This window comes from Roseibium album, assembly GCF_965233825.1.
Lineage (GTDB): Bacteria > Pseudomonadota > Alphaproteobacteria > Rhizobiales > Stappiaceae > Roseibium > Roseibium album.
The window spans coordinates 1,292,731-1,309,992 of record NZ_OZ247583.1; the positions used below are offsets into that span (position 1 = coordinate 1,292,731).

The window sequence follows — 17,262 nt, forward strand, 5'->3', positions numbered from 1 at the left end:
AAAACTCGATCGATGCACACGGAGGAGGAAATAATGTTCAGGAAACTTTGGAAAGGCGCGGTATTTGCCGCTGCGGCGACCCTCACGGGCGCGGTCTCCCCTGCGTTGGCAGAATATCCGGAAAAGCCCGTAACGATGGTGATCCCGCTTGGTGCGGGCGGGTCTCATGACCTCAATGCCAGGGTGATCACTTCCACGATCCCGTCATTCCTCGATCAGGCCATGATCGTTCGGTTGACACCGGGAGCAGGTGGACAGAAGGGGACGCAGGAAGTTGCTAACTCCAGTGCGGATGGCTACACCCTGCTTTTCAGTCACAACTACATCGACATGCTTCAGCAGCATGTGGAGAACCTTCCGTACAAACCCATGGATGATTTTGTCCCGGTTGCGCGGATCAACTATGCGCCGATCGCCGTCGTGGTTCGGGCAGACAGTCCTTACAAGACCTTCGAGGAACTGATCGAGGCGGCCAAGGCAAAGCCGGGTGAAGTCCGCATGGCCCACTCCGGCAACTGGGGTGCCTTGTTTGTTCCGGCAGCGCAGATCATGAAGGCGCGTGACGCCTATTTCAATATGGTGCCGTATCAGGGGGGAGGCCCGGCTATGCAGGCGCTTTTGTCCGGCGATGCGGATCTGACGATGGGCTTCCCGTCGACGCTTTCATCGCTGCTGGCTTCCGGGGACGTCCGGGTGCTGGCAACTGCCGGTGCGGAACGGATTTATCCTGATGTTCCGACTTTTGGCGAAGTAGGTGTGGAAGGCGATGTGGGATTCATGCACCGCGTGGTGCTTGCACCGGCCGACACACCTCCTGCAGTTCTTGAAAAACTCGAAGCGTCATTTGCAGCGCTTCTGGAGGACAAGACATACAATCGCATGATGTCCCGCCTTGGCGAGAACGTCGACTACATGTCGGGTGCCGATTACCAGAAAATGCGCGAAGAGCAGGCAGAGGCCTACAAGGACCTCGTCGATTCGATCACGCAATAAGAGATGAAGGACCGGCCGGTTTCAGGCCGGCCGGTTCCGGCAATTCGAGGGCGTTACGCTTCCTGCCAGTGGAGGCGGGGAACAATCTGTGGCCTGCGAGAAAGGGTTCCGAATGAAAATCAGGGAAAAGCAAATCTGGACCTTCAAGGTTACGGGTCGCCAGGAAACCAACACCAAGTCGGTCGTACGCGCACGCGACGTCGAAATGATAATCGACGAGCCGGTCGAGCGCGGCGGAACCAATCTCGGACCGATGCCGGTCGAGACGATGATTGCCGGCCTTGTCGGCTGTACGCACGTCATTTCCAACAAGCTGGCCAACGCGAACGGTGTCGATATCACCGCCATGGATATAGATGTTGTCACCACGATGGATAGTCGCGGCACACGCCTTGTCGAGCCGATCGACATTCCCTTTCCCGATGTGAAGATCGCGATCACTGCCGAAATGAAGGGGAGTGACGAGGGCATTGCCGCCGTTGTTGAAAAGCTTCGTCATCATTGTGCTGTCTCGAAGATGCTTCAGATGTCGGGCAGCCGGGTGTCCGAAAACTGGACGATCAACGGCCGCAACTGGTCGGCAGAGGCTGCCTGACCGGTATTCGGCTGAACAACCGGTCACGGCGTGAAACCAGTCTTTGCCGATACGTCTGCGTATTATGGGCCACGGACCGATTTATGCAGGCGCGGCCTGGCGCTTGAGCCTGGCAACACCGTTGGCGTCGGCAAGATCGTCGAGAACGGCAAGCAACGCGGCGGGCAAGGGAATCCCGTTGACAGATCTTTCCCTGAGAGTCGCGTCAAGCCGCTCGCCGGGCAATCGGATTTCCGCGACGCTGGGAAGGCGCTGCGACGACTTCATCTCGTCCCAGACACCGTCGATGGAGGACCTGAATGCAGCCGGATCCGTAAAGGCGGCAATGTTGAGCATGAGGATGAATTGACCCGTATTGGTTTTGCTCTGCGAATCCGCATTGAAATCGACCACATCGCGGCCGAAGGCGGCCCCGTTGAGCACACCGGCAAGGATCCCGAACACCAGCGAAAGCCCGTAGCCTTTCGGTCCGCCAATGGGAAGCAGAAACCCCTCGGCCGATTTTGTGGGGTCGACGAGCGGATTGCCCTGCCGGTCGATCATCCAGCCTTCCGGCATCATTTCGCCGCGCTGTGCTGCGGTCTTGACCTTGCCGTAGGCGGCAACCGTGGTCGCCATGTCGAGCACGATCGGCGGACGTTCGGCCGCCGGGATTGCTACCGCAATCGGATTGGTGGACAGAAGCATGTCCGTCCCGCCCCAGGGAGGCATGTGATTGGCACTGCCGACGGCGACATAAAGGCCGATCATGTCTTCACAAAGCGCTTTCATGGCATAGAGAGATGCGGGACCCGCGTGGTTCGAATTCCGCGACCCGACCCAGGCAACCCCGGTTTGCCGGGCCTTTGCAATCGCAATGTCCGTCGCATGGTTCATCACCAGGTGCCCCATGCCATTGTCGCCATCCAGAACCGCGCTGGCGGGAAATTCCTCGGCCAGGGCAAACACTGGTTTAGGATTGATCCCCCCTGCCTTGAGGCGCTTCACGTATTGCGCAAGGCGAAAAACACCATGACCATCCTGTCCAATGAGGTCGGCGGTTACCATCAGTTCAGCGATGGTGCTGGCATCTTCCTCGGGCAGACCATTTGTCGAGAGAACCCGGCATATGAACCTCTCCAGGTTTTTTTTGGTTTCACGTGTTTCAGTCATTCGCCAGTTCCACCTACATTTGGGGTCAAGTCCCGCTTCACAAAGAGGATGAAATCGTGTCCACCGTCATCACATACAAAGACATCAGGCCTTTCCAGCGCGGGGACGGGGTCGAGACGCGGCTTCTGATCGGAAAGGCCGTCAGCGACACTGTCCCGTTCACCACGGGAACGACCGTTTTCCCCGCTGGCTGCAGCGCACCGATGCACTCCCACAATTGCGACGAACAGGTCACAATCCTGGAGGGCGAGGCCGAGGCCAGTATCGGCGGGAACGTCTACAATCTGACCAAGGGCGACACGGCCTTTGCCGAAGCCGGATCACCGCATTATTTCAGGAACAGGGGTGACGGACGCCTTGTCATCTTGTGGGTCTATGGCGCTCGTGACGTGACACGCACATTTGTCGAAACCGGTGAGACCGTTCCGCATCTGTCCGCAGGCGATCAAGTTTAAAGCAGGCCGGATTTGCCGGCCAGTCCGACAAGTTCGCTGACACGTTCGGCATTGTCCTTCGCAAGTGAGCCATTCCTGTTCCAGAGTGAGTTTTCAAAGCCGATCCGCGCCTTGCCGCCGAGTTCCAGAGCCCGCAGCAGACAATCTGTCTCCTCCGGTCCGAAGGCACACAGCATCCAGTCAAATGATTGCTGCTCCTCAAGGTCCCGCATCGGTTTGACCAAGGCTTCGATATCCTCGGGACGGCTGGTCCGGCCGCCGTCATAAGATCCAAGGACAAGTTGTATCTGGTGAGCGGACCCGGGCACCGTTCCGTCGGCAATGAAGCCGATGAGCTGGGTGAGCTCGGCTTTCGAATAGCAGATATGCTGAATCGCAACGTTGTGGTCACGAGCCCAGTGATAGGTTCTGCGGGCCTCGGGCAAGGTTTCTTCATTCGGCACGAATTCGCGAACCGCGACGGAAATCGATCTGGGACGCATCGTCCGGATCAGGTCCTGCTGATCTCTGGCATTGAAGCGCCCTGCGGTTTCGCTCGTGATTTGCACGAACCACCCTGGCAACTCTTCGGCAATTCGAGCGATGACCTCACGATATCGAGCGGCATCGAGACTGTGCAGGCCGGCATCATCGCGCACGTGGGCATGGACGCCTCCGGCACCGGCGGCGGCACATTGGCGGCAGGTTTCGACCAGTTCTTCAACGCTCATCGGCAACGCAGGATGGGCGGACTTGTCCCGGCGCGCACCATTGGGTGCAACGAGAATTTTAGGCAGTTCGATCATTTATGAATTCAGATGGATGGTTTCACGATGTTCGGCAGACTGCGCAATTGCTTCGAGAACTTCAATATTATGGATCATTTCCTGGTGGGAAACCCTGTATGGACGACGCCCGAGGCAGGCATCCCTGAACGCCTCAAGGTTGTGAATCACGGTATCGGTCCACTCGAAAGCGGTTTCCTTCAGCGGCATCCCTGTCACCGATTCCACATAACTTACCTTGCCGCCCGGCGTGTCGGGATGGGTGTCGTTGCGCGCTTCCACCCATTTTTCAGTTCCGAACACGTGCATGCGAATGAAGTGAGGTGTGTGCAGGATGGCGCTCAAGGTCGCCGTCATTCCTTCTCTGAACCCGAGTTGCACAGTAACAAGGTCACCGGTTTCCCAGCCGAGTGAACGATCCGCTGTCATCGCCTGAACCGTTTTGACCGGCCCGAAAAAGGAGATCAGCAGGTCGGTGAGGTGGATACCCATCGCCGTCATGCCGGCGGCCGGACAGGTGGATTTTGACGTGCGCCAGTCGCCCGAGGGGACACCGATCAGCTTGTCGTGACTGAAGGCGGCTTCGGCATGCATGATCTTGCCGAGGCCACCCCGTTCAATCTCTGCCTTGAGAGCTTCCATGGCCGGCTCGAACCGCCGTTCGTGTCCTATGCCAAGCGTGACGCCTGCCTCTTTGCATGCCTTGACAGAGCGGCGCGCGCTCTCACCGGTCAGGCCCAGAGGTTTTTCACAAAAGACATGTTTGCCAGCAGCCGCGCATTGGCGCACCTGTTCCTCATGCAGTGGATTGGGGGTTGTCAGAACGACGGCATCAATGTCTGGGCGTTTTAGAACGTCTTCGAAACGTGTGTAGGGCGCTGGGCCGGCATCCCGGATCTGATCGTGGGCGGTCTCGTTCGGTTCGATTACGACAGGTACGGAAATTCCGTCGGTCAGCTTGAGGCGATTGACAATGTGGCGCCCCCACCAACCGAACCCGGCGACCGCGATACAAAATGATTTATTCTGTATGTTCATAGTTTTACCCTGTCCACCGGTCCGGCCATTCTGCTCTTTTGGTGTTTTCTTCTGTTAGTTAGTAGGTCTTGCCGCCTTCAACGCAACTCATTATCAATGATATTTGCCAACAGAAAAAGTGATGGCTTGAGATGAAGCTTCAGCAACTCAGATTTTTCGTCGCCGTCTATGAGGAAGGTTCTTTCTCGGCTGCGGCCAACCGGGTTAACGCCACCCAATCCGGTATTTCAATGCAGGTCCGAGAGCTCGAGGACCGGTATGGTGTGCAGTTGCTGATCCGCAAGTCGACCGGTGTCACGCCAACCGAAACCGGCATGCTGTTCTACAAGAAAGCGGTCGATGTCCTGCGGTCGGCTGCCGATGCAGACGAGACCTTGAAACGTGCGTCCGGAACCATGACGGGGCAGGTGCGTGTCGGCTTGATCCCGACCCTTACGCGTAGCGTCCTGTCCGAGGCGATGCTGCAATTCACGGAAACTTATCCGATGGTGCGCCTTTCCATGGTGGAGGCCTATTCCTTCCAGCTGATTGAAGCGGTTGGACGTGAAGATCTTGATTTCGCTATCGTTCCGGCATTCGAAGGGCATGACATTATTCGCGCGGAACCCATGGGAACCGACAACGAATTTCTGGTTGGTGCACCCGGTGAGAGGCATCTCCAGCCTGTGGACCTGAAAGATCATGCCCCTTTGCGTTATGTTCTTCCCAGTCCTGCAAATTCGCGCCGCCGTCGCATCGACCGCTACTTTGCTGACCATCACATCAAGGTGGACAGTGTTCTGGAACTCGACGCGATGTTCGGCACAATCGACCTTGTCGCCCGGTCGGATTGGCATACGATCCTGCCTGGTATCATGTGCGCTGCAGATCTGGACGGGCAGCGCCGCCGGCTGCATCCGATCGTCAGGCCGGAGCTTTCCGTGAGCTACAGCAGGATCGAACCGGCAGCAAAACCACTCAATGATGCAGCACAGGCCTTCTGTGACATTTTGCAGGAAGAGCTGACCAGAACGATTGCGTCGACCCGCAAAGCGGCGCGATGCGGAGTTTGAATATCTCAACGCAGATTCAGAATTTTACCCCGTAAGTCCGTTTGCCCAACATGCTTCTGACAAGAGAAGGGGTCTGTCGTGCGGCGGCTCCGCGATCAGGGGAGCCAGGGTATGGAACAGATTGAACTGGGTGTGATCGGTGCGGGCTGGTGCGGTGGTATCCGCATCGAAGCGGCAGCCCGCAATCCGCAGGTTGCGTCGATGCACATTGCCGAGACGCGCAGTGAACGCTTGCAGGAAATGAAGGACCGCTATGCTCCGGCAACCGCGACGGACACTTATCAGGAGATCATTGAAAACCCGAACATCTCTTCCGTCATCATTTCCGCAACGCCTGAAGACGTTCACTACCCGATGGCCAGAGCTGCCCTCCTGGCAGGAAAGCATGTTTTTCTTGAAAAGCCGATTGCGATCACCCTTGCAGAAGCCGATGATCTGGTTGCTCTGTCGAAGCAGAACGATGTCAAGTTCACGATCGGCTATTCGCAGCGCTTCAATTACAAATATGCCTATATTCGCGAGAGCCTCCTCAATGGAACGCTTGGCGATCCTGTCTCCGCTCTGGTCAGCCGCCACATCACACGCGGTCTCGGCAACAAGATTTCGGGTCGGACCAAGCTGTCGCCCGCCGCAATGGAAGCAACTCACGATCTCGACTTTGTGCTCTGGTGTCTGGAGCCGGCCAGACCGGTAAAGGTCTACGCCCAGAACGTCTACCGCTATATGCGGGGCAAGGGGGTCGATGCACCGGATTGTACCTGGATCATCGTGACCATGGACAACGGCATTTCCTTTACCATCGGCGCCGGCTGGATCCTGCCACTCGGCTATCCGAACTATTCCAGCACCACGCTGGAAATGGTCGGGACCAAGGGTGCCCTGATGGTGGATGACAGCCACAAGGATGTTGTCCTGAACACGGAAGACAACGGTATCCAGTTCCCGATGTCTTCCATGCCGGGAGAATTCGTCGGACACGCCTATGCCGGCCCGATGGCGCCGGAGACCAATCACTTCATAGATGCCTGCGCCCGGGACAAGCCGGTTCTGGTCACTGCCGATCAGGCCCGTCAGGTAATGGAAGTCTATATTGCTGCTGATCTGTCTGCCGAGCGCGGCGAGCCGGTCCACCTGCCATTGAACGACGCCAGCCTGAGTTCGATCATGGCCTGAGAGCCGCTAACGCGCCGAAACACAACGGTACCGTTTTGGATGCGGCGAAGCGAAGATCCGGTCTCCGGTGGCCGAGAAAAATGTCTCGGCTCATGCACGCCTTGCCGAAACCGCGGAGTGTCGACGCTTGATTGAAGCCGGGTTCCCGGCAGTCACTCTGTAAACGCGGACTTCAGACAATCGACCAGTCTCTCGGTGAGTACGCGCGGCGGACTGCCGCGCCGCCGGATGATGCCATAAGAGAGCTGGATCGGCGTCGCCAGCGGACGAATGACCAGACGGTCCTTCAGCATGTCCGCGACCACCTTGTGAATGATGGCGACCCCCGCATTGGCTGCGACGAGGTTTGCCACGAGCAGGGTTGAATCTGTCTCGCATATGGATCCGAGGCGGACACCGGCACTGCTCAAGGCCTCTTCCAGCCGGTAGCGAAGGATCGTATGTGTCGCGATGCTGATCAGGCGCTCGCTGGCAAGATCCCCGAACGAGACGACATCCTTCTCTTCCAGATGATGACCGGGAGGCAAGACACAGACTGTTTCCTCCTGGCACAGTGGTTCGATATGCAGCCCGTCATCCGAGAGTGGCAGGGTTACGAGGCCAAGATCGCATTTGCCGTTGATGACCAGCGACTGAACCTCCGACCTCGGCTTCAGGTCCACCTTGAGATGCACGTTGGGGTTTTCGTCGAGGAAACGGCGTAGTGGTTCCGGCGTCATGCAGGTGCCGATCGCGGGCATGGCGGCAATGCGGACAGTGCGGGTACTGAGTTGGCGGATATTGCGCGACATCAGGTTGATGCGTTCGATTTCGGCAAGGATACGTTCGGCGATTTCCGAAAAGTCCAGTCCTTCGGGTGTGAGGGTCAACCCGGCGCCCTGACGGTCGAACAGCTGGTAGCCGATATCTTCTTCGAGCTGGAGTATAAGGCGGCTTGCGGTCGATTGCGTCACACCGATCCTGTCGGCAGCCAGGGTTGTCGAACCTGTATCGCGAACCGCGCGAAATGCTTCCAGTTGCCGGAAATTCATGAGCTAACAGGTTCCTCCCGTTGCCGGCGGATTAGTCCGCCGGCGGCGCGCCAACCGCATCCGGGTGAGCATCCACAAAGGCATTCATTGCAGTTGCCGCGTTTGCGGCTTCGCCAATTCTCCGGAAACCGGACGTGTCGACACCCCACCGCTCAGCGTTGTAGAGCTGCGGTATCAGGCAGCAATCGGCCATGGTTGGCTGGTTGCCAAAGCAGAACGGGCCTTCGTCGGCACCCAGCAGCCGTTCGAACGCGCCCAGACCTTTTGAAATGAAGTGGCGCATCCAGTCGACCCTGACCTCATCACCGCCGCCGGTGAGATCCAAAACACGCTGCGCAACTCTGAGATTGCAAACAGGATGGATCTCCATCGCGATGGCGTCGGACAGCTGGCGAATCCGGTACTGACCGTCGATCGAGTCTGGCAGCAGCTTCGAACCAGGTGTCGTGGCGTGCAGATATTCGATAATGGCAAGCGACTGTGTCAGCCGCTTCCCATCGATCTCCAACGTCGGCAGGAGACCTTGCGGGTTCTGGTCAAGATAGACAGCTGACCTGTGGTCCCCGGTCAACAGGTTGACCGGGCGATACTCGATCGGGATGCTCAACAGATTCAATGCGATGCGCACACGATAGCTGGCTGACGATCGCCAGTAATCGAATAGAATTGCCGTTCGCTCCATCAAAGGTCTCCGGTTGGTTCACGGCTCCTTGATAGACCTTGGCAGGCGTCCCGTGCAATGGGCTTGCATCACATACGGTCATTGTTGCGGCAGTGGGTGTCAGCCCGGTGTCTTGATCGGCGTGGAGCTGACCCAGAGTTCGACGGACTCCTCATCACCGAGAACCTTGGAAAAATGTGGTTTGCTGGTGTCGTGGTGAATGCTGTCGCCCGGCGTCATGATGAAAACCTTGTTGCCCAGGTGATACTCCAGGCTTCCGGAGAGCAGGTAACAGAACACCTCGCCTTCATGCTGCATGTGTTCCGAGACATGTCCGGGTGGGCGGTGGATGATGCAGGGATAGGTCAGCGCACCTGGAAATCCGGGGCCGAGTTTTTCATAGAGGCGTTTCGATTTGCCCAGAACATAGGTTTGGCGCGAGTCCTTCGGAACATATTCCATATAGGGCTCGGGAACCTTGAGAAGCTCCTCCAGACTGGTCTGAAGGGCACCGGCAATGCGCATGAAAGAGGAAAGGGAGGGCGCGCTGATGCCACGTTCCACTTGGGACAGAAACCCGATCGTCAGGTCTGTTGCCTTGGCGACATCGTCCAGTGTCATGCCCAGAGCCTTGCGTCGTTGGCGGATGACGGGACCGTAGTTGGGCGTGTCCTGCACTGTGTCCTGCGTGGCTTGCCGCCTGCTTGTTGTCATGCATTCCTCCGTTCAGGCACACACTTATATCGTTCCGGGCGCTGTAATTCCAGCATTCGATAGCTTGGAGAGTTTATCAATACTAAAATTTTTTTTAGTAATTCGAAAATTTGTTGATGATAGAAAAAACAAATAGAAAACAATAAGTTATGAAAATAATAAATTCTTGATTTAAAACAAATATTGGATCCAATATGCAAAATCGCTAAAAAATTCCTTGCGGAAGGGGCCTGTTCGGCTAATCTCCGTCGCACCATCACATGTGCATCTGGGAGGACATACCATGAAGGCTGCAGCACTTGCCCTCGCGCTGGCAACAAGCACGGCTCTAGGCGCATCTACCATTGGGTTTGCCGACGCGCAGGAGCGTGGCGGAACTCTGAATTTTGCTCGATATGACGGTTCGAAGCTTGTCGACCCGATCTACGCCGACCGCAATCCGGATATCTGGATGGTCGGAAGCCTGTTCAGTACGCTGCTGGCACCGACTGAAGACGGTACCGACCTTGTCGGGTCGCTCGCTGAAAGCTTCGAGGTCTCATCTGACGGCAAGACCGTTTCCCTCGTGTTGCGCGATGGCCTCAAGTTTTCCGACGGAAGCCCGCTCACGGGTGACGACGTTGTTTTCTCGCTGGAACGCGCCCGCAACCCTGACCTGGGTCCATGGTCGGGGCTTCTGTCCGCTGTCTCTTCCGTGAGCGCGGACGGCCGCAATATCACCATTTCTCTTGAGACGCCTGACCCGGCATTGCTCTCGATGCTGGCGACATTCAATACGGCCATTGTTTCCAAGAAAGCTTTTGATGCTGCGCCGGGTGCGAATGATCAGGAAAAATCGGCTGCGATATTCGCAGCGGGTGGTCCAGGTGTCGGATCGGGCCCCTTCTATCTGAGCGGTTTCGAGCAGGGATCGTCCATGACCTTCACCGCGAACCCGCATTACTGGAAAGAAGGCAAGGACGGCAAGCCGTTGCCTTATCTGGAAAAGGTCCATTTTGAAATCATTCCGGACGATGCGACTCGTGTGCTGAAACTGACGGCAGGCGAAGTTGACATCGCCGAGTTCATCCCGTTTTCGCGCGTTGCGGAGCTGGATGCCGACCCGGCAGTCGACATGAACCTCTTCCCGTCCACGCGGATTATCTATTCACCGATCAACACGCGTGAGGCCAAGGCCGACGGAACGCCGAATCCGCTGCACGACAAGCGGGTTCGCCAGGCATTGAACTACGCAACAAACAAGGAAGCGCTGATCGGTCTCGTCCTGCAAGGCGCGGGTAAGCCGATGTCGTCGCCGGTCATGTCGTCTTCAACCCGGCTGGCCGCGGACATGAACCCGCTCTACGGCTACGATATTGAAAAGGCGAAGGCCCTTGTTGCCGAAGCTGGCCTGAAAGCGGGAACGGAAGTCACGCTGACGACCCTTGCCGGATCTGCAGACGATGCGACCATATTTGCCGCTCTCCAGCAGATGTGGGCACCGCTTGGCATCAATCTTGTTGCCGAACAGGTCGACAACGCGACCCGTGGCGCCAAGAACCGGTCAGGTGAGTTCGACATTCACACCTATGGTTGGGTTGACGATGTCAACGATCCTAGCCAGGTGACGGGCTGGCTCGGATATTTCCCGACAGCAAAAGCAGTCGGAACCGGTTGGAACAACGCCGATTTCAACACGCTGTATGAAGCATCCTCTTCGGAAATGGATCCCGAAAAGCGGGCGGACCAGTACAGGAAAATGCAGGACATTTATGCCGAAGCGGCACCGCTGCTCTTCATGTACGAAACGCCTTTCGCGGTCGCGGTTTCCGGAAAGGTGGACGGGTATCTGCAGACACCTCTGGGCAACAACGTCTTTGAGAACGTTTCCCTGGAACGTTGATCCGCAGAACCCGTGAACAGGAAGGTGAGGGTGCGCTGAGCTCTCCCCCACCCTCCGTGCTTGAGTGAGAATTGGCGACGACCTCCATGGCCGGTTTGCAATACACCTTGAACCGTATTCTCCTGATGATCCCGACCTTTCTGCTGGTCATGATCATCATTTTCCTGCTGGTCAGGCTTTTGCCGGGTGATCCCGCGATCGCGATTGCCGGAGACAAGGCGTCCGATGCGGATATAGCCGCCATCCGCGAGCGACTGGGTCTGAACGCACCGCTCTGGACCCAGTTCTGGCTATTCCTGACGAACACGCTTCAGGGTGATCTCGGACGCTCGATTTTACTGCGCGCACCGGTGACAGAGGTAATTCTTGCCCGTTTGCCGACAACGATTTTCCTGACGCTTTATGCGGTCACCCTGTCAATCCTGATCGCGGGTCCGCTTGCCTTTGTCGCTGCACTCAATCGCGGAAAGTGGCAGGACAATCTCATCCGGGCGGTCTTTCAGGTTGGGCTTTCGATGCCGGTTTTCTACATCGGTCTCTTGTTGCTGACGTTTCTGGCTGCACAGCTGCGGCTGTTTCCGGTCGGAGGATACGGCGAAACCTTCCTTGATCGCGCCTATCATCTGTTTCTGCCTGCCGTGACGGTCGCGCTCTATACCTCGGCCATACTCATGCGGAACCTGCGTTCGGCGATCATTGAGGTCCTTGATGCGGAATATGTCCAGTTCGCCCGCGCCAAGGGACTGCCGCCGCGTCTGATCCTTGGTCGCCACGTTTTGAAGAATGCCCTGGTTTCGACAGTCACTCTGCTCGGACTTTCCATTGGACAGCTCATGAGCGGGACGCTGGTGACCGAGACCGTCTTTGCTGTCCCCGGTGTCGGACGCATGATGCTGGAGGCTATTTTTGCCCGGGATTATCCCCTTATCCAGGGCCTCACGCTGACCTTTGCCGTTCTGGTGTCGCTGGTTTTTCTGATGACCGACATATTCCAGAGCTGGCTTGATCCGAGGATGCGTCTGTCATGAGCGACACGACAATCTCCCGCGGGAATGTTCGAAGCCGGCGGCGTGGCCGCATGCAGATCGCCTTCCGTAAGCCCGGCTTCATGGTCGGCTTCACCATCATTGCAATTTCAACAGTGCTGGCGCTGTTTCCGGGTTTGTTTGCGCCCTACGATCCCAATTTCATTGACTATCTGGCCGTACGCCAGCCGCCAAGCTGGCAGCATCCTTTCGGTACGGACCTGTTGGGTCGGGATTCCTTTTCACGGGTGATCTGGGCCTATTCGGTCAATATGCAGATGGCCGTCCTGGCTACTGTCTTCGCGTTGGTGATCGGCGTTTTCGTCGGCGCTCTGGTCGGCTACTATCGCGGTATCGCCGACATGATTTTTGGCCGCGTCGTCGATGCCGTCATAACATTTCCGTTTCTGGTGCTGGTGATTGCCATCGTCGCGGTGCTGGGCCCGGGCCTGATCAACATGTACATCGCAATTACGCTGGTCGGCTGGGTCTACTATGCCAGGCTCATGCGCGCGGAGGTCATATCCCAGATGGCCAATGACTACGCCTCGGCAGGCATCGTCATGGGATACTCTGATCTCCGTATCATTTTTCGCCATCTTCTGCCGAACGCGATCACGCCGGTCATTGTCTATTGGATGACCGACATGGCGCTCGCTATCCTGCTCGGTTCCTCGCTTGGATATCTTGGTCTCGGTGCACAGCCGCCACAGGCAGAGTGGGGTGTCCTGATTGCTGAAGGCCGCAATTTCATCACCACGGCCTGGTGGCTCAGCCTGATGCCGGGCATTGCCATCGTGTTGACCGGGCTCGGGTTTTCCCTGATCGGTGACGGATTGGCAGACTTGTTGAGGCCACGCGGATGACCCTGAGAAGCGTAAAAACCCCCTTGCTGGAAGTTTCCGGTCTGTGCACCACGTTCGGAGCCGGTGACACCTCGGTTCCGGCTGTCCGTGATGTCGGGTTCACCATCAACAAGGGCGAAATACTCGGTCTCGTTGGCGAGAGCGGATCGGGCAAGAGTGTGACCCTTCGATCGGTCCTCGGCCTGTCCCGCCGCTATGGCAGGACAACTGGCTCGGCGCTCTGGCGTGGCGAAAACCTGGTCACACTGCCCGAGTCCGAAATGCGCCGGATCCGGGGCGGTGAAATCGCAATGATCTTTCAGGAGCCGATGACATCGCTCAATCCGTTGCTGACGGTCGGAGTCCAGATCGACGAGACGCTGAAGGCGCATACGGACATGTCTGCAGGCGAGCGGAAGAAGCGCGCAATCGAGATGCTTGACGTCGTCGGCATTCCGGCTGCCGGATCCCGGCTTTCTGAATATCCGCATCAGTTTTCTGGCGGCATGCGGCAACGGGTGATGATTGCAATTGCGCTTGCCGCGAGGCCGAAGCTGCTTTTGGCGGACGAACCGACCACCGCGCTGGATGTGACAATCCAGGCGCAGATCCTCGATCTGATCCTGTCGCTTGCCAAGGATTTCGACATGGGTGTCATTCTGGTGACCCACGATCTGGGCGTTGTCGCTCAGACATGCGAACAGGTGGCCGTGATGTATGCGGGCCGTATAGTCGAACAGGGCAGTGTCCGGTCCGTCCTGAGAGAACCGCGACACCCCTACACTGTCGGGCTGATGCGTTCCGTGCCACAGAATGTGCCACCACGCACCCCTCTTTACTCCATCCCCGGAACACCCCCCAGCCTGTTGTCGCTTCCCGATGGCTGTGCTTTCGCAGCACGCTGCCCGCAAAGGACGGCCGGCTGCGAGACCGGTCGGCCGGAACTTGAGACGTTGAAGGGCGGACGGTCTGTTGCCTGCTTCAACAGGGTCGAGGCAAAGGGAGGCGCGGCCGCATGAGCGAAGCAGTGCTTGAAATTCGAGACGTCAGCCTGGCGTTCAAGGGCAAACGATCTTTGCTCGATGTTCTCAGCAACACACCTGTGAAAAACGTCAACGCGCTCAACGGGGTCAGTCTTGATCTGCGGCAGGGAGAAACCCTTGGCGTAGTCGGCGAGTCCGGATGTGGCAAGTCCACGCTTGCCCGTTGCATCGTGCGTCTGCACGAACCCAACGGCGGCAGTGTACATTTTCACGGCATGGATGTGTTTGCTTCGCACGAACGTGGCGACCGGACCTACAATCGCCGGGTCCAAATGATGTTTCAGGACCCGTATTCGTCTTTGAATCCCCGCATGACGACCGGCCAGATTCTGTCCGAGGCGCTGCGTGTGCATGACATGTGTCCGGAAGATGATGTGCCGGCGCGTCTTGCGAACCTTATGGACCTCGTCCAGTTGCCCGGGGACGCTCTGGAAAAATATCCGCATGAATTTTCGGGCGGGCAAAGGCAGCGGATCGCGATTGCCCGTGCTCTTGCAGTCGAACCGGAGGTGTTGATCGCCGACGAACTCGTGTCTGCGCTCGATGTTTCGGTACAGGCACAGATCGTAAACCTCCTGCTGGATCTGCAGGACCGGCTTGGGCTCACGATCCTCTTCGTTGCTCATGACCTTCGTCTGGTGCGACATGTGTCCAATCGGGTGGCGGTCATTTATCTCGGCCGGATAGTTGAGATTGGCGACAGCGAGACACTGTTTGCCAGCCCGTCGCATCCCTATTCCCAGGCGCTCCTGAGTGCGGCGCCGTCTCTTGATCCGGACGACAAGGGCAGGAAAATACACCTGGAGGGTGAGTTGCCCTCGCCGCTTGATATCCCGCCCGGCTGCCCATTCCACGTCAGATGCCGTCACAAGTCGCCGAAATGTACCACCGAGCAGCCGAAGCTTCGTCCGATTGCCGGACGCGGTTCGGTCGCCTGTCATCATGCCGAAGAGATCGAGAATGTCTGAAAGCCAATTGGCCGAGTTGACCGGCCACGTGACCGCGCTGCGCGCTGAAATGAAAATGCGTTTGCTGGATGCGTTCATTGTGCCGCGCTTCGATGCACATCAGGGTGAATACATCGCTCCTCACGATGAACGTCTTGGGTTCGTGACGGGATTCACCGGATCAGCCGGGGTTGCCATCGTGACGCACGCCGAAGTGCGCCTCTTCGTTGACGGCCGCTACGTGGTGCAGGCCGGCAACCAGTGTCCCGCCGGTTTGATCGACCGCGATCACATTCACAATCACCCGCCGGAACACTGGCTGTCGGACGTCGCGCAACCCGATTGGGTGATCGGCTACGATGCCATGCATCTGCCGCCAAACTGGGTGAAACGGTTTGAAAAGGGTGCAAACGCCGCCGGAGCCTCGCTGAAGGCGATGAGCGAAAATCCGGTCGATGCTGTCTGGGGCGACCAACCGGACGAACCTCTTGGCACGATCAGCGCCTTCCCGCTTCAGTTCGCCGGAGTGTCTTCTAGCGACAAAAGGGACCTGTTTCTCAAGGAGATGGCCGCGGAGGATGCGGCGCTTCTGGTCGAGACCCAGCCGGACAACATCGCCTGGTTCCTGAACGTTCGCGGGGACGATGTCGCCTACAATCCGATGCCCCAGTCCTTCCTGCTTCTGGAAAGGTCCGGGGCAGCTCACTGGTTCGTGGATCAAGGCAAGTTCGAGGAGGGACTTGCCGACACCCTGCCGGACTGGGTGTCCCTGCGAGCAAAGTCCGATCTTCTGGAATCTTTGGCTGCTAAGACAGGGAAGGGGGCCAGGGTGCTGGTCGATCCGGATTTTTCACCGGCAGCTGTTTCCCAACGGATCATCGAGGCCGAAGCCGTGCCGGTTCCAAAGCTGAGCCCGATGACGCTCGCCAAGGCCAGGAAAAATGCGACCGAACTTGAGGGTCTGCGATCCTGCCATATTGAGGACGCGGTGGCCTGGATCGAATTCAGCGAATGGCTGATGGATACTGTCGCTTCACGCGCGGCGGATGGAGATCCGGTCACGGAATTCGAGGCGTTGGAAAAAATCCTTTCATTCAGAAGGGAACGGCCGGGCTACCTGAGCGAGAGTTTCCATACGATTTCCTGCGCCGGGCCGAATGCAGCTATGTGCCACTATGCGGCAGACAAGAACAATTCGGCACCGATACTGCCGGCCGCACCGTATCTGCTCGACAGCGGCGGACAGTTTGAAACCGGTACCACGGACGCGACAAGATCATTCAGTTTCGGGTTCCTGCCGGTCGGCTACGCTGAAGCGTATACTGCTGTCTTCAAGGCACTGGTCGCGCTTGCGACCCTGCGGTTCCCGAAAGGCACGCAAGGTCATCACATCGATGCTATCTGCCGCCGCCCGCTTTGGGATCTGGGCCTTGACTATGACCATGGCACCGGCCACGGCATTGGCCATCGTCTTTCGGTTCACGAACATCCCCAGCGCATTGGCAAACCGCACAATCCGGTCGATCTTGCGCCCGGAATGGTCCTGTCCATCGAACCGGGCTACTACAAGGCCGGAGCCTTCGGCATTCGTCTTGAAAACCTTTTCGAGATCCGTGAAGCAGACGACGGCTTTCTTTACTTCGACAACATGACCTGGATTCCGATCCAGAAGGATGCTCTCATTCCGGAGCGCCTTTCTGTGGCTGAAATCACTTGGCTAGACACTTATCATGAGCAGACGGAAAAACTGGTCGGTCCCAGGTGCCAGGATGGCGCAAGGCACTGGCTGGCCGACACCTGCCGTCCGCTGGGACGCGCGCCTGCGCCATGGCAGCAGGCGGGATAGGCCCGGACCTGAACAGCATTGTGACTCAGCTACAGTAGTGTATTGC

17 protein-coding genes are annotated in these 17,262 nt (G+C 57.7%); 11 read left to right on the forward strand and 6 right to left on the reverse strand.

Annotation, left to right across the window (positions count from 1 at the left end; all coding sequences use genetic code 11):
* Nucleotides 1-33: 33 nt before the first annotated feature.
* Complete coding sequence (locus ACO6TI_RS06075) at nucleotides 34-993, forward strand: Bug family tripartite tricarboxylate transporter substrate binding protein (RefSeq protein WP_158510448.1); 960 nt, start codon at nucleotides 34-36, stop codon at nucleotides 991-993.
* A gap of 112 nt (nucleotides 994-1,105) precedes the next feature.
* Nucleotides 1,106-1,588 carry an OsmC family protein gene (locus ACO6TI_RS06080; RefSeq protein WP_055121035.1) on the forward strand — a complete coding sequence of 161 codons (483 nt, stop codon included), beginning with the start codon at nucleotides 1,106-1,108 and terminating at the stop codon, nucleotides 1,586-1,588.
* Between the two features lie 81 nt (nucleotides 1,589-1,669).
* Here the strand turns inward: ACO6TI_RS06080 and ACO6TI_RS06085 are convergent, their stop codons facing one another.
* Nucleotides 1,670-2,740 (reverse strand): Ldh family oxidoreductase, encoded by a 1,071-nt coding sequence (locus tag ACO6TI_RS06085; protein WP_422384537.1) that lies wholly within the window; start codon nucleotides 2,738-2,740, stop codon nucleotides 1,670-1,672.
* A 56-nt stretch (nucleotides 2,741-2,796) separates the two neighbouring features.
* Between ACO6TI_RS06085 and ACO6TI_RS06090 the strand changes: the two genes are divergently transcribed.
* Complete coding sequence (locus ACO6TI_RS06090; protein WP_108876198.1) at nucleotides 2,797-3,195, forward strand: cupin domain-containing protein; 399 nt, start codon at nucleotides 2,797-2,799, stop codon at nucleotides 3,193-3,195.
* On the opposite strand, the gene ACO6TI_RS06095 is transcribed toward ACO6TI_RS06090, so the two are convergent.
* Nucleotides 3,192-3,980: a 3-keto-5-aminohexanoate cleavage protein gene (locus ACO6TI_RS06095; RefSeq protein WP_422384538.1), complete on the reverse strand. Its 789-nt coding sequence runs from the start codon at nucleotides 3,978-3,980 to the stop codon at nucleotides 3,192-3,194. The genes ACO6TI_RS06090 and ACO6TI_RS06095 overlap by 4 nt on opposite strands.
* Complete coding sequence (locus ACO6TI_RS06100) at nucleotides 3,981-4,997, reverse strand: Gfo/Idh/MocA family protein (RefSeq protein WP_422384539.1); 1,017 nt, start codon at nucleotides 4,995-4,997, stop codon at nucleotides 3,981-3,983.
* Nucleotides 4,998-5,128: 131 nt separating this feature from the next.
* On the opposite strand from ACO6TI_RS06100, the gene ACO6TI_RS06105 reads away from it, so the two are divergent.
* Together ACO6TI_RS06105 and ACO6TI_RS06110 are read left to right on the forward strand one after the other, a co-directional pair.
* The gene (locus tag ACO6TI_RS06105) at nucleotides 5,129-6,049 is read left to right on the forward strand and encodes a LysR family transcriptional regulator (RefSeq protein WP_422384540.1); all 921 of its coding nucleotides are present in this window, start codon (nucleotides 5,129-5,131) and stop codon (nucleotides 6,047-6,049) included.
* A gap of 111 nt (nucleotides 6,050-6,160) precedes the next feature.
* Nucleotides 6,161-7,222: a Gfo/Idh/MocA family protein gene (locus ACO6TI_RS06110; protein ID WP_055121119.1), complete on the forward strand. Its 1,062-nt coding sequence runs from the start codon at nucleotides 6,161-6,163 to the stop codon at nucleotides 7,220-7,222.
* 152 nt (nucleotides 7,223-7,374) lie between these two features.
* Here the strand turns inward: ACO6TI_RS06110 and ACO6TI_RS06115 are convergent, their stop codons facing one another.
* The 3 genes from ACO6TI_RS06115 to ACO6TI_RS06125 all read right to left on the reverse strand — a co-directional run bounded on the left by ACO6TI_RS06115 (nucleotide 7,375) and on the right by ACO6TI_RS06125 (nucleotide 9,628).
* Nucleotides 7,375-8,253 carry a LysR family transcriptional regulator gene (locus ACO6TI_RS06115; protein ID WP_055121047.1) on the reverse strand — a complete coding sequence of 293 codons (879 nt, stop codon included), beginning with the start codon at nucleotides 8,251-8,253 and terminating at the stop codon, nucleotides 7,375-7,377.
* A 31-nt stretch (nucleotides 8,254-8,284) separates the two neighbouring features.
* Nucleotides 8,285-8,935: a maleylacetoacetate isomerase gene (gene maiA, locus ACO6TI_RS06120; protein ID WP_422384541.1), complete on the reverse strand. Its 651-nt coding sequence runs from the start codon at nucleotides 8,933-8,935 to the stop codon at nucleotides 8,285-8,287.
* 99 nt (nucleotides 8,936-9,034) lie between these two features.
* The gene (locus tag ACO6TI_RS06125) at nucleotides 9,035-9,628 is read right to left on the reverse strand and encodes a helix-turn-helix domain-containing protein (protein ID WP_029064913.1); all 594 of its coding nucleotides are present in this window, start codon (nucleotides 9,626-9,628) and stop codon (nucleotides 9,035-9,037) included.
* A gap of 283 nt (nucleotides 9,629-9,911) precedes the next feature.
* Between ACO6TI_RS06125 and ACO6TI_RS06130 the strand changes: the two genes are divergently transcribed.
* The 6 genes from ACO6TI_RS06130 (at nucleotide 9,912) to ACO6TI_RS06155 (ending at nucleotide 17,216) form a co-directional block, all read left to right on the forward strand.
* Complete coding sequence (locus ACO6TI_RS06130; RefSeq protein WP_422384542.1) at nucleotides 9,912-11,510, forward strand: ABC transporter substrate-binding protein; 1,599 nt, start codon at nucleotides 9,912-9,914, stop codon at nucleotides 11,508-11,510.
* Between the two features lie 71 nt (nucleotides 11,511-11,581).
* Nucleotides 11,582-12,538 carry an ABC transporter permease gene (locus ACO6TI_RS06135; RefSeq protein WP_235814791.1) on the forward strand — a complete coding sequence of 319 codons (957 nt, stop codon included), beginning with the start codon at nucleotides 11,582-11,584 and terminating at the stop codon, nucleotides 12,536-12,538.
* A 50-nt stretch (nucleotides 12,539-12,588) separates the two neighbouring features.
* Nucleotides 12,589-13,401, forward strand: a complete 813-nt coding sequence (locus tag ACO6TI_RS06140; protein ID WP_422385298.1) for an ABC transporter permease — start codon at nucleotides 12,589-12,591, stop codon at nucleotides 13,399-13,401.
* A complete protein-coding gene (locus ACO6TI_RS06145) occupies nucleotides 13,398-14,399 on the forward strand; it encodes an ABC transporter ATP-binding protein (RefSeq protein WP_197000700.1) in 1,002 nt (333 codons plus the stop codon). The genes ACO6TI_RS06140 and ACO6TI_RS06145 overlap by 4 nt, the downstream gene beginning before the upstream one ends.
* The gene (locus ACO6TI_RS06150) at nucleotides 14,396-15,391 is read left to right on the forward strand and encodes an ABC transporter ATP-binding protein (RefSeq protein ID WP_055121057.1); all 996 of its coding nucleotides are present in this window, start codon (nucleotides 14,396-14,398) and stop codon (nucleotides 15,389-15,391) included. The genes ACO6TI_RS06145 and ACO6TI_RS06150 overlap by 4 nt, the downstream gene beginning before the upstream one ends.
* Nucleotides 15,384-17,216 (forward strand): M24 family metallopeptidase, encoded by a 1,833-nt coding sequence (locus ACO6TI_RS06155; protein ID WP_422384543.1) that lies wholly within the window; start codon nucleotides 15,384-15,386, stop codon nucleotides 17,214-17,216. Before ACO6TI_RS06150 ends, ACO6TI_RS06155 begins: the two co-directional genes overlap by 8 nt.
* The last annotated feature ends 46 nt before the right edge of the window (nucleotides 17,217-17,262 follow it).

Excerpts from the sequence above, each read along its gene's own strand:
- ACO6TI_RS06085 (WP_422384537.1), bottom strand. The coding sequence starts at position 2,740 with ATGACTGAAACACGTGAAACCAAAAAAAACCTGGAGAGGTTCATATGC.
- ACO6TI_RS06155 (WP_422384543.1), top strand. The coding sequence starts at position 15,384 with ATGTCTGAAAGCCAATTGGCCGAGTTGACCGGCCACGTGACCGCGCTG.
- ACO6TI_RS06075 (WP_158510448.1), top strand. The coding sequence starts at position 34 with ATGTTCAGGAAACTTTGGAAAGGCGCGGTATTTGCCGCTGCGGCGACC.
- ACO6TI_RS06125 (WP_029064913.1), bottom strand. The coding sequence starts at position 9,628 with ATGACAACAAGCAGGCGGCAAGCCACGCAGGACACAGTGCAGGACACG.
- ACO6TI_RS06145 (WP_197000700.1), top strand. The coding sequence starts at position 13,398 with ATGACCCTGAGAAGCGTAAAAACCCCCTTGCTGGAAGTTTCCGGTCTG.
- ACO6TI_RS06100 (WP_422384539.1), bottom strand. The coding sequence starts at position 4,997 with ATGAACATACAGAATAAATCATTTTGTATCGCGGTCGCCGGGTTCGGT.
- ACO6TI_RS06080 (WP_055121035.1), top strand. The coding sequence starts at position 1,106 with ATGAAAATCAGGGAAAAGCAAATCTGGACCTTCAAGGTTACGGGTCGC.
- ACO6TI_RS06105 (WP_422384540.1), top strand. The coding sequence starts at position 5,129 with ATGAAGCTTCAGCAACTCAGATTTTTCGTCGCCGTCTATGAGGAAGGT.
- ACO6TI_RS06110 (WP_055121119.1), top strand. The coding sequence starts at position 6,161 with ATGGAACAGATTGAACTGGGTGTGATCGGTGCGGGCTGGTGCGGTGGT.
- maiA (WP_422384541.1), bottom strand. The coding sequence starts at position 8,935 with ATGGAGCGAACGGCAATTCTATTCGATTACTGGCGATCGTCAGCCAGC.
- ACO6TI_RS06140 (WP_422385298.1), top strand. The coding sequence starts at position 12,589 with ATGCAGATCGCCTTCCGTAAGCCCGGCTTCATGGTCGGCTTCACCATC.
- ACO6TI_RS06095 (WP_422384538.1), bottom strand. The coding sequence starts at position 3,980 with ATGATCGAACTGCCTAAAATTCTCGTTGCACCCAATGGTGCGCGCCGG.
- ACO6TI_RS06130 (WP_422384542.1), top strand. The coding sequence starts at position 9,912 with ATGAAGGCTGCAGCACTTGCCCTCGCGCTGGCAACAAGCACGGCTCTA.
- ACO6TI_RS06115 (WP_055121047.1), bottom strand. The coding sequence starts at position 8,253 with ATGAATTTCCGGCAACTGGAAGCATTTCGCGCGGTTCGCGATACAGGT.
- ACO6TI_RS06150 (WP_055121057.1), top strand. The coding sequence starts at position 14,396 with ATGAGCGAAGCAGTGCTTGAAATTCGAGACGTCAGCCTGGCGTTCAAG.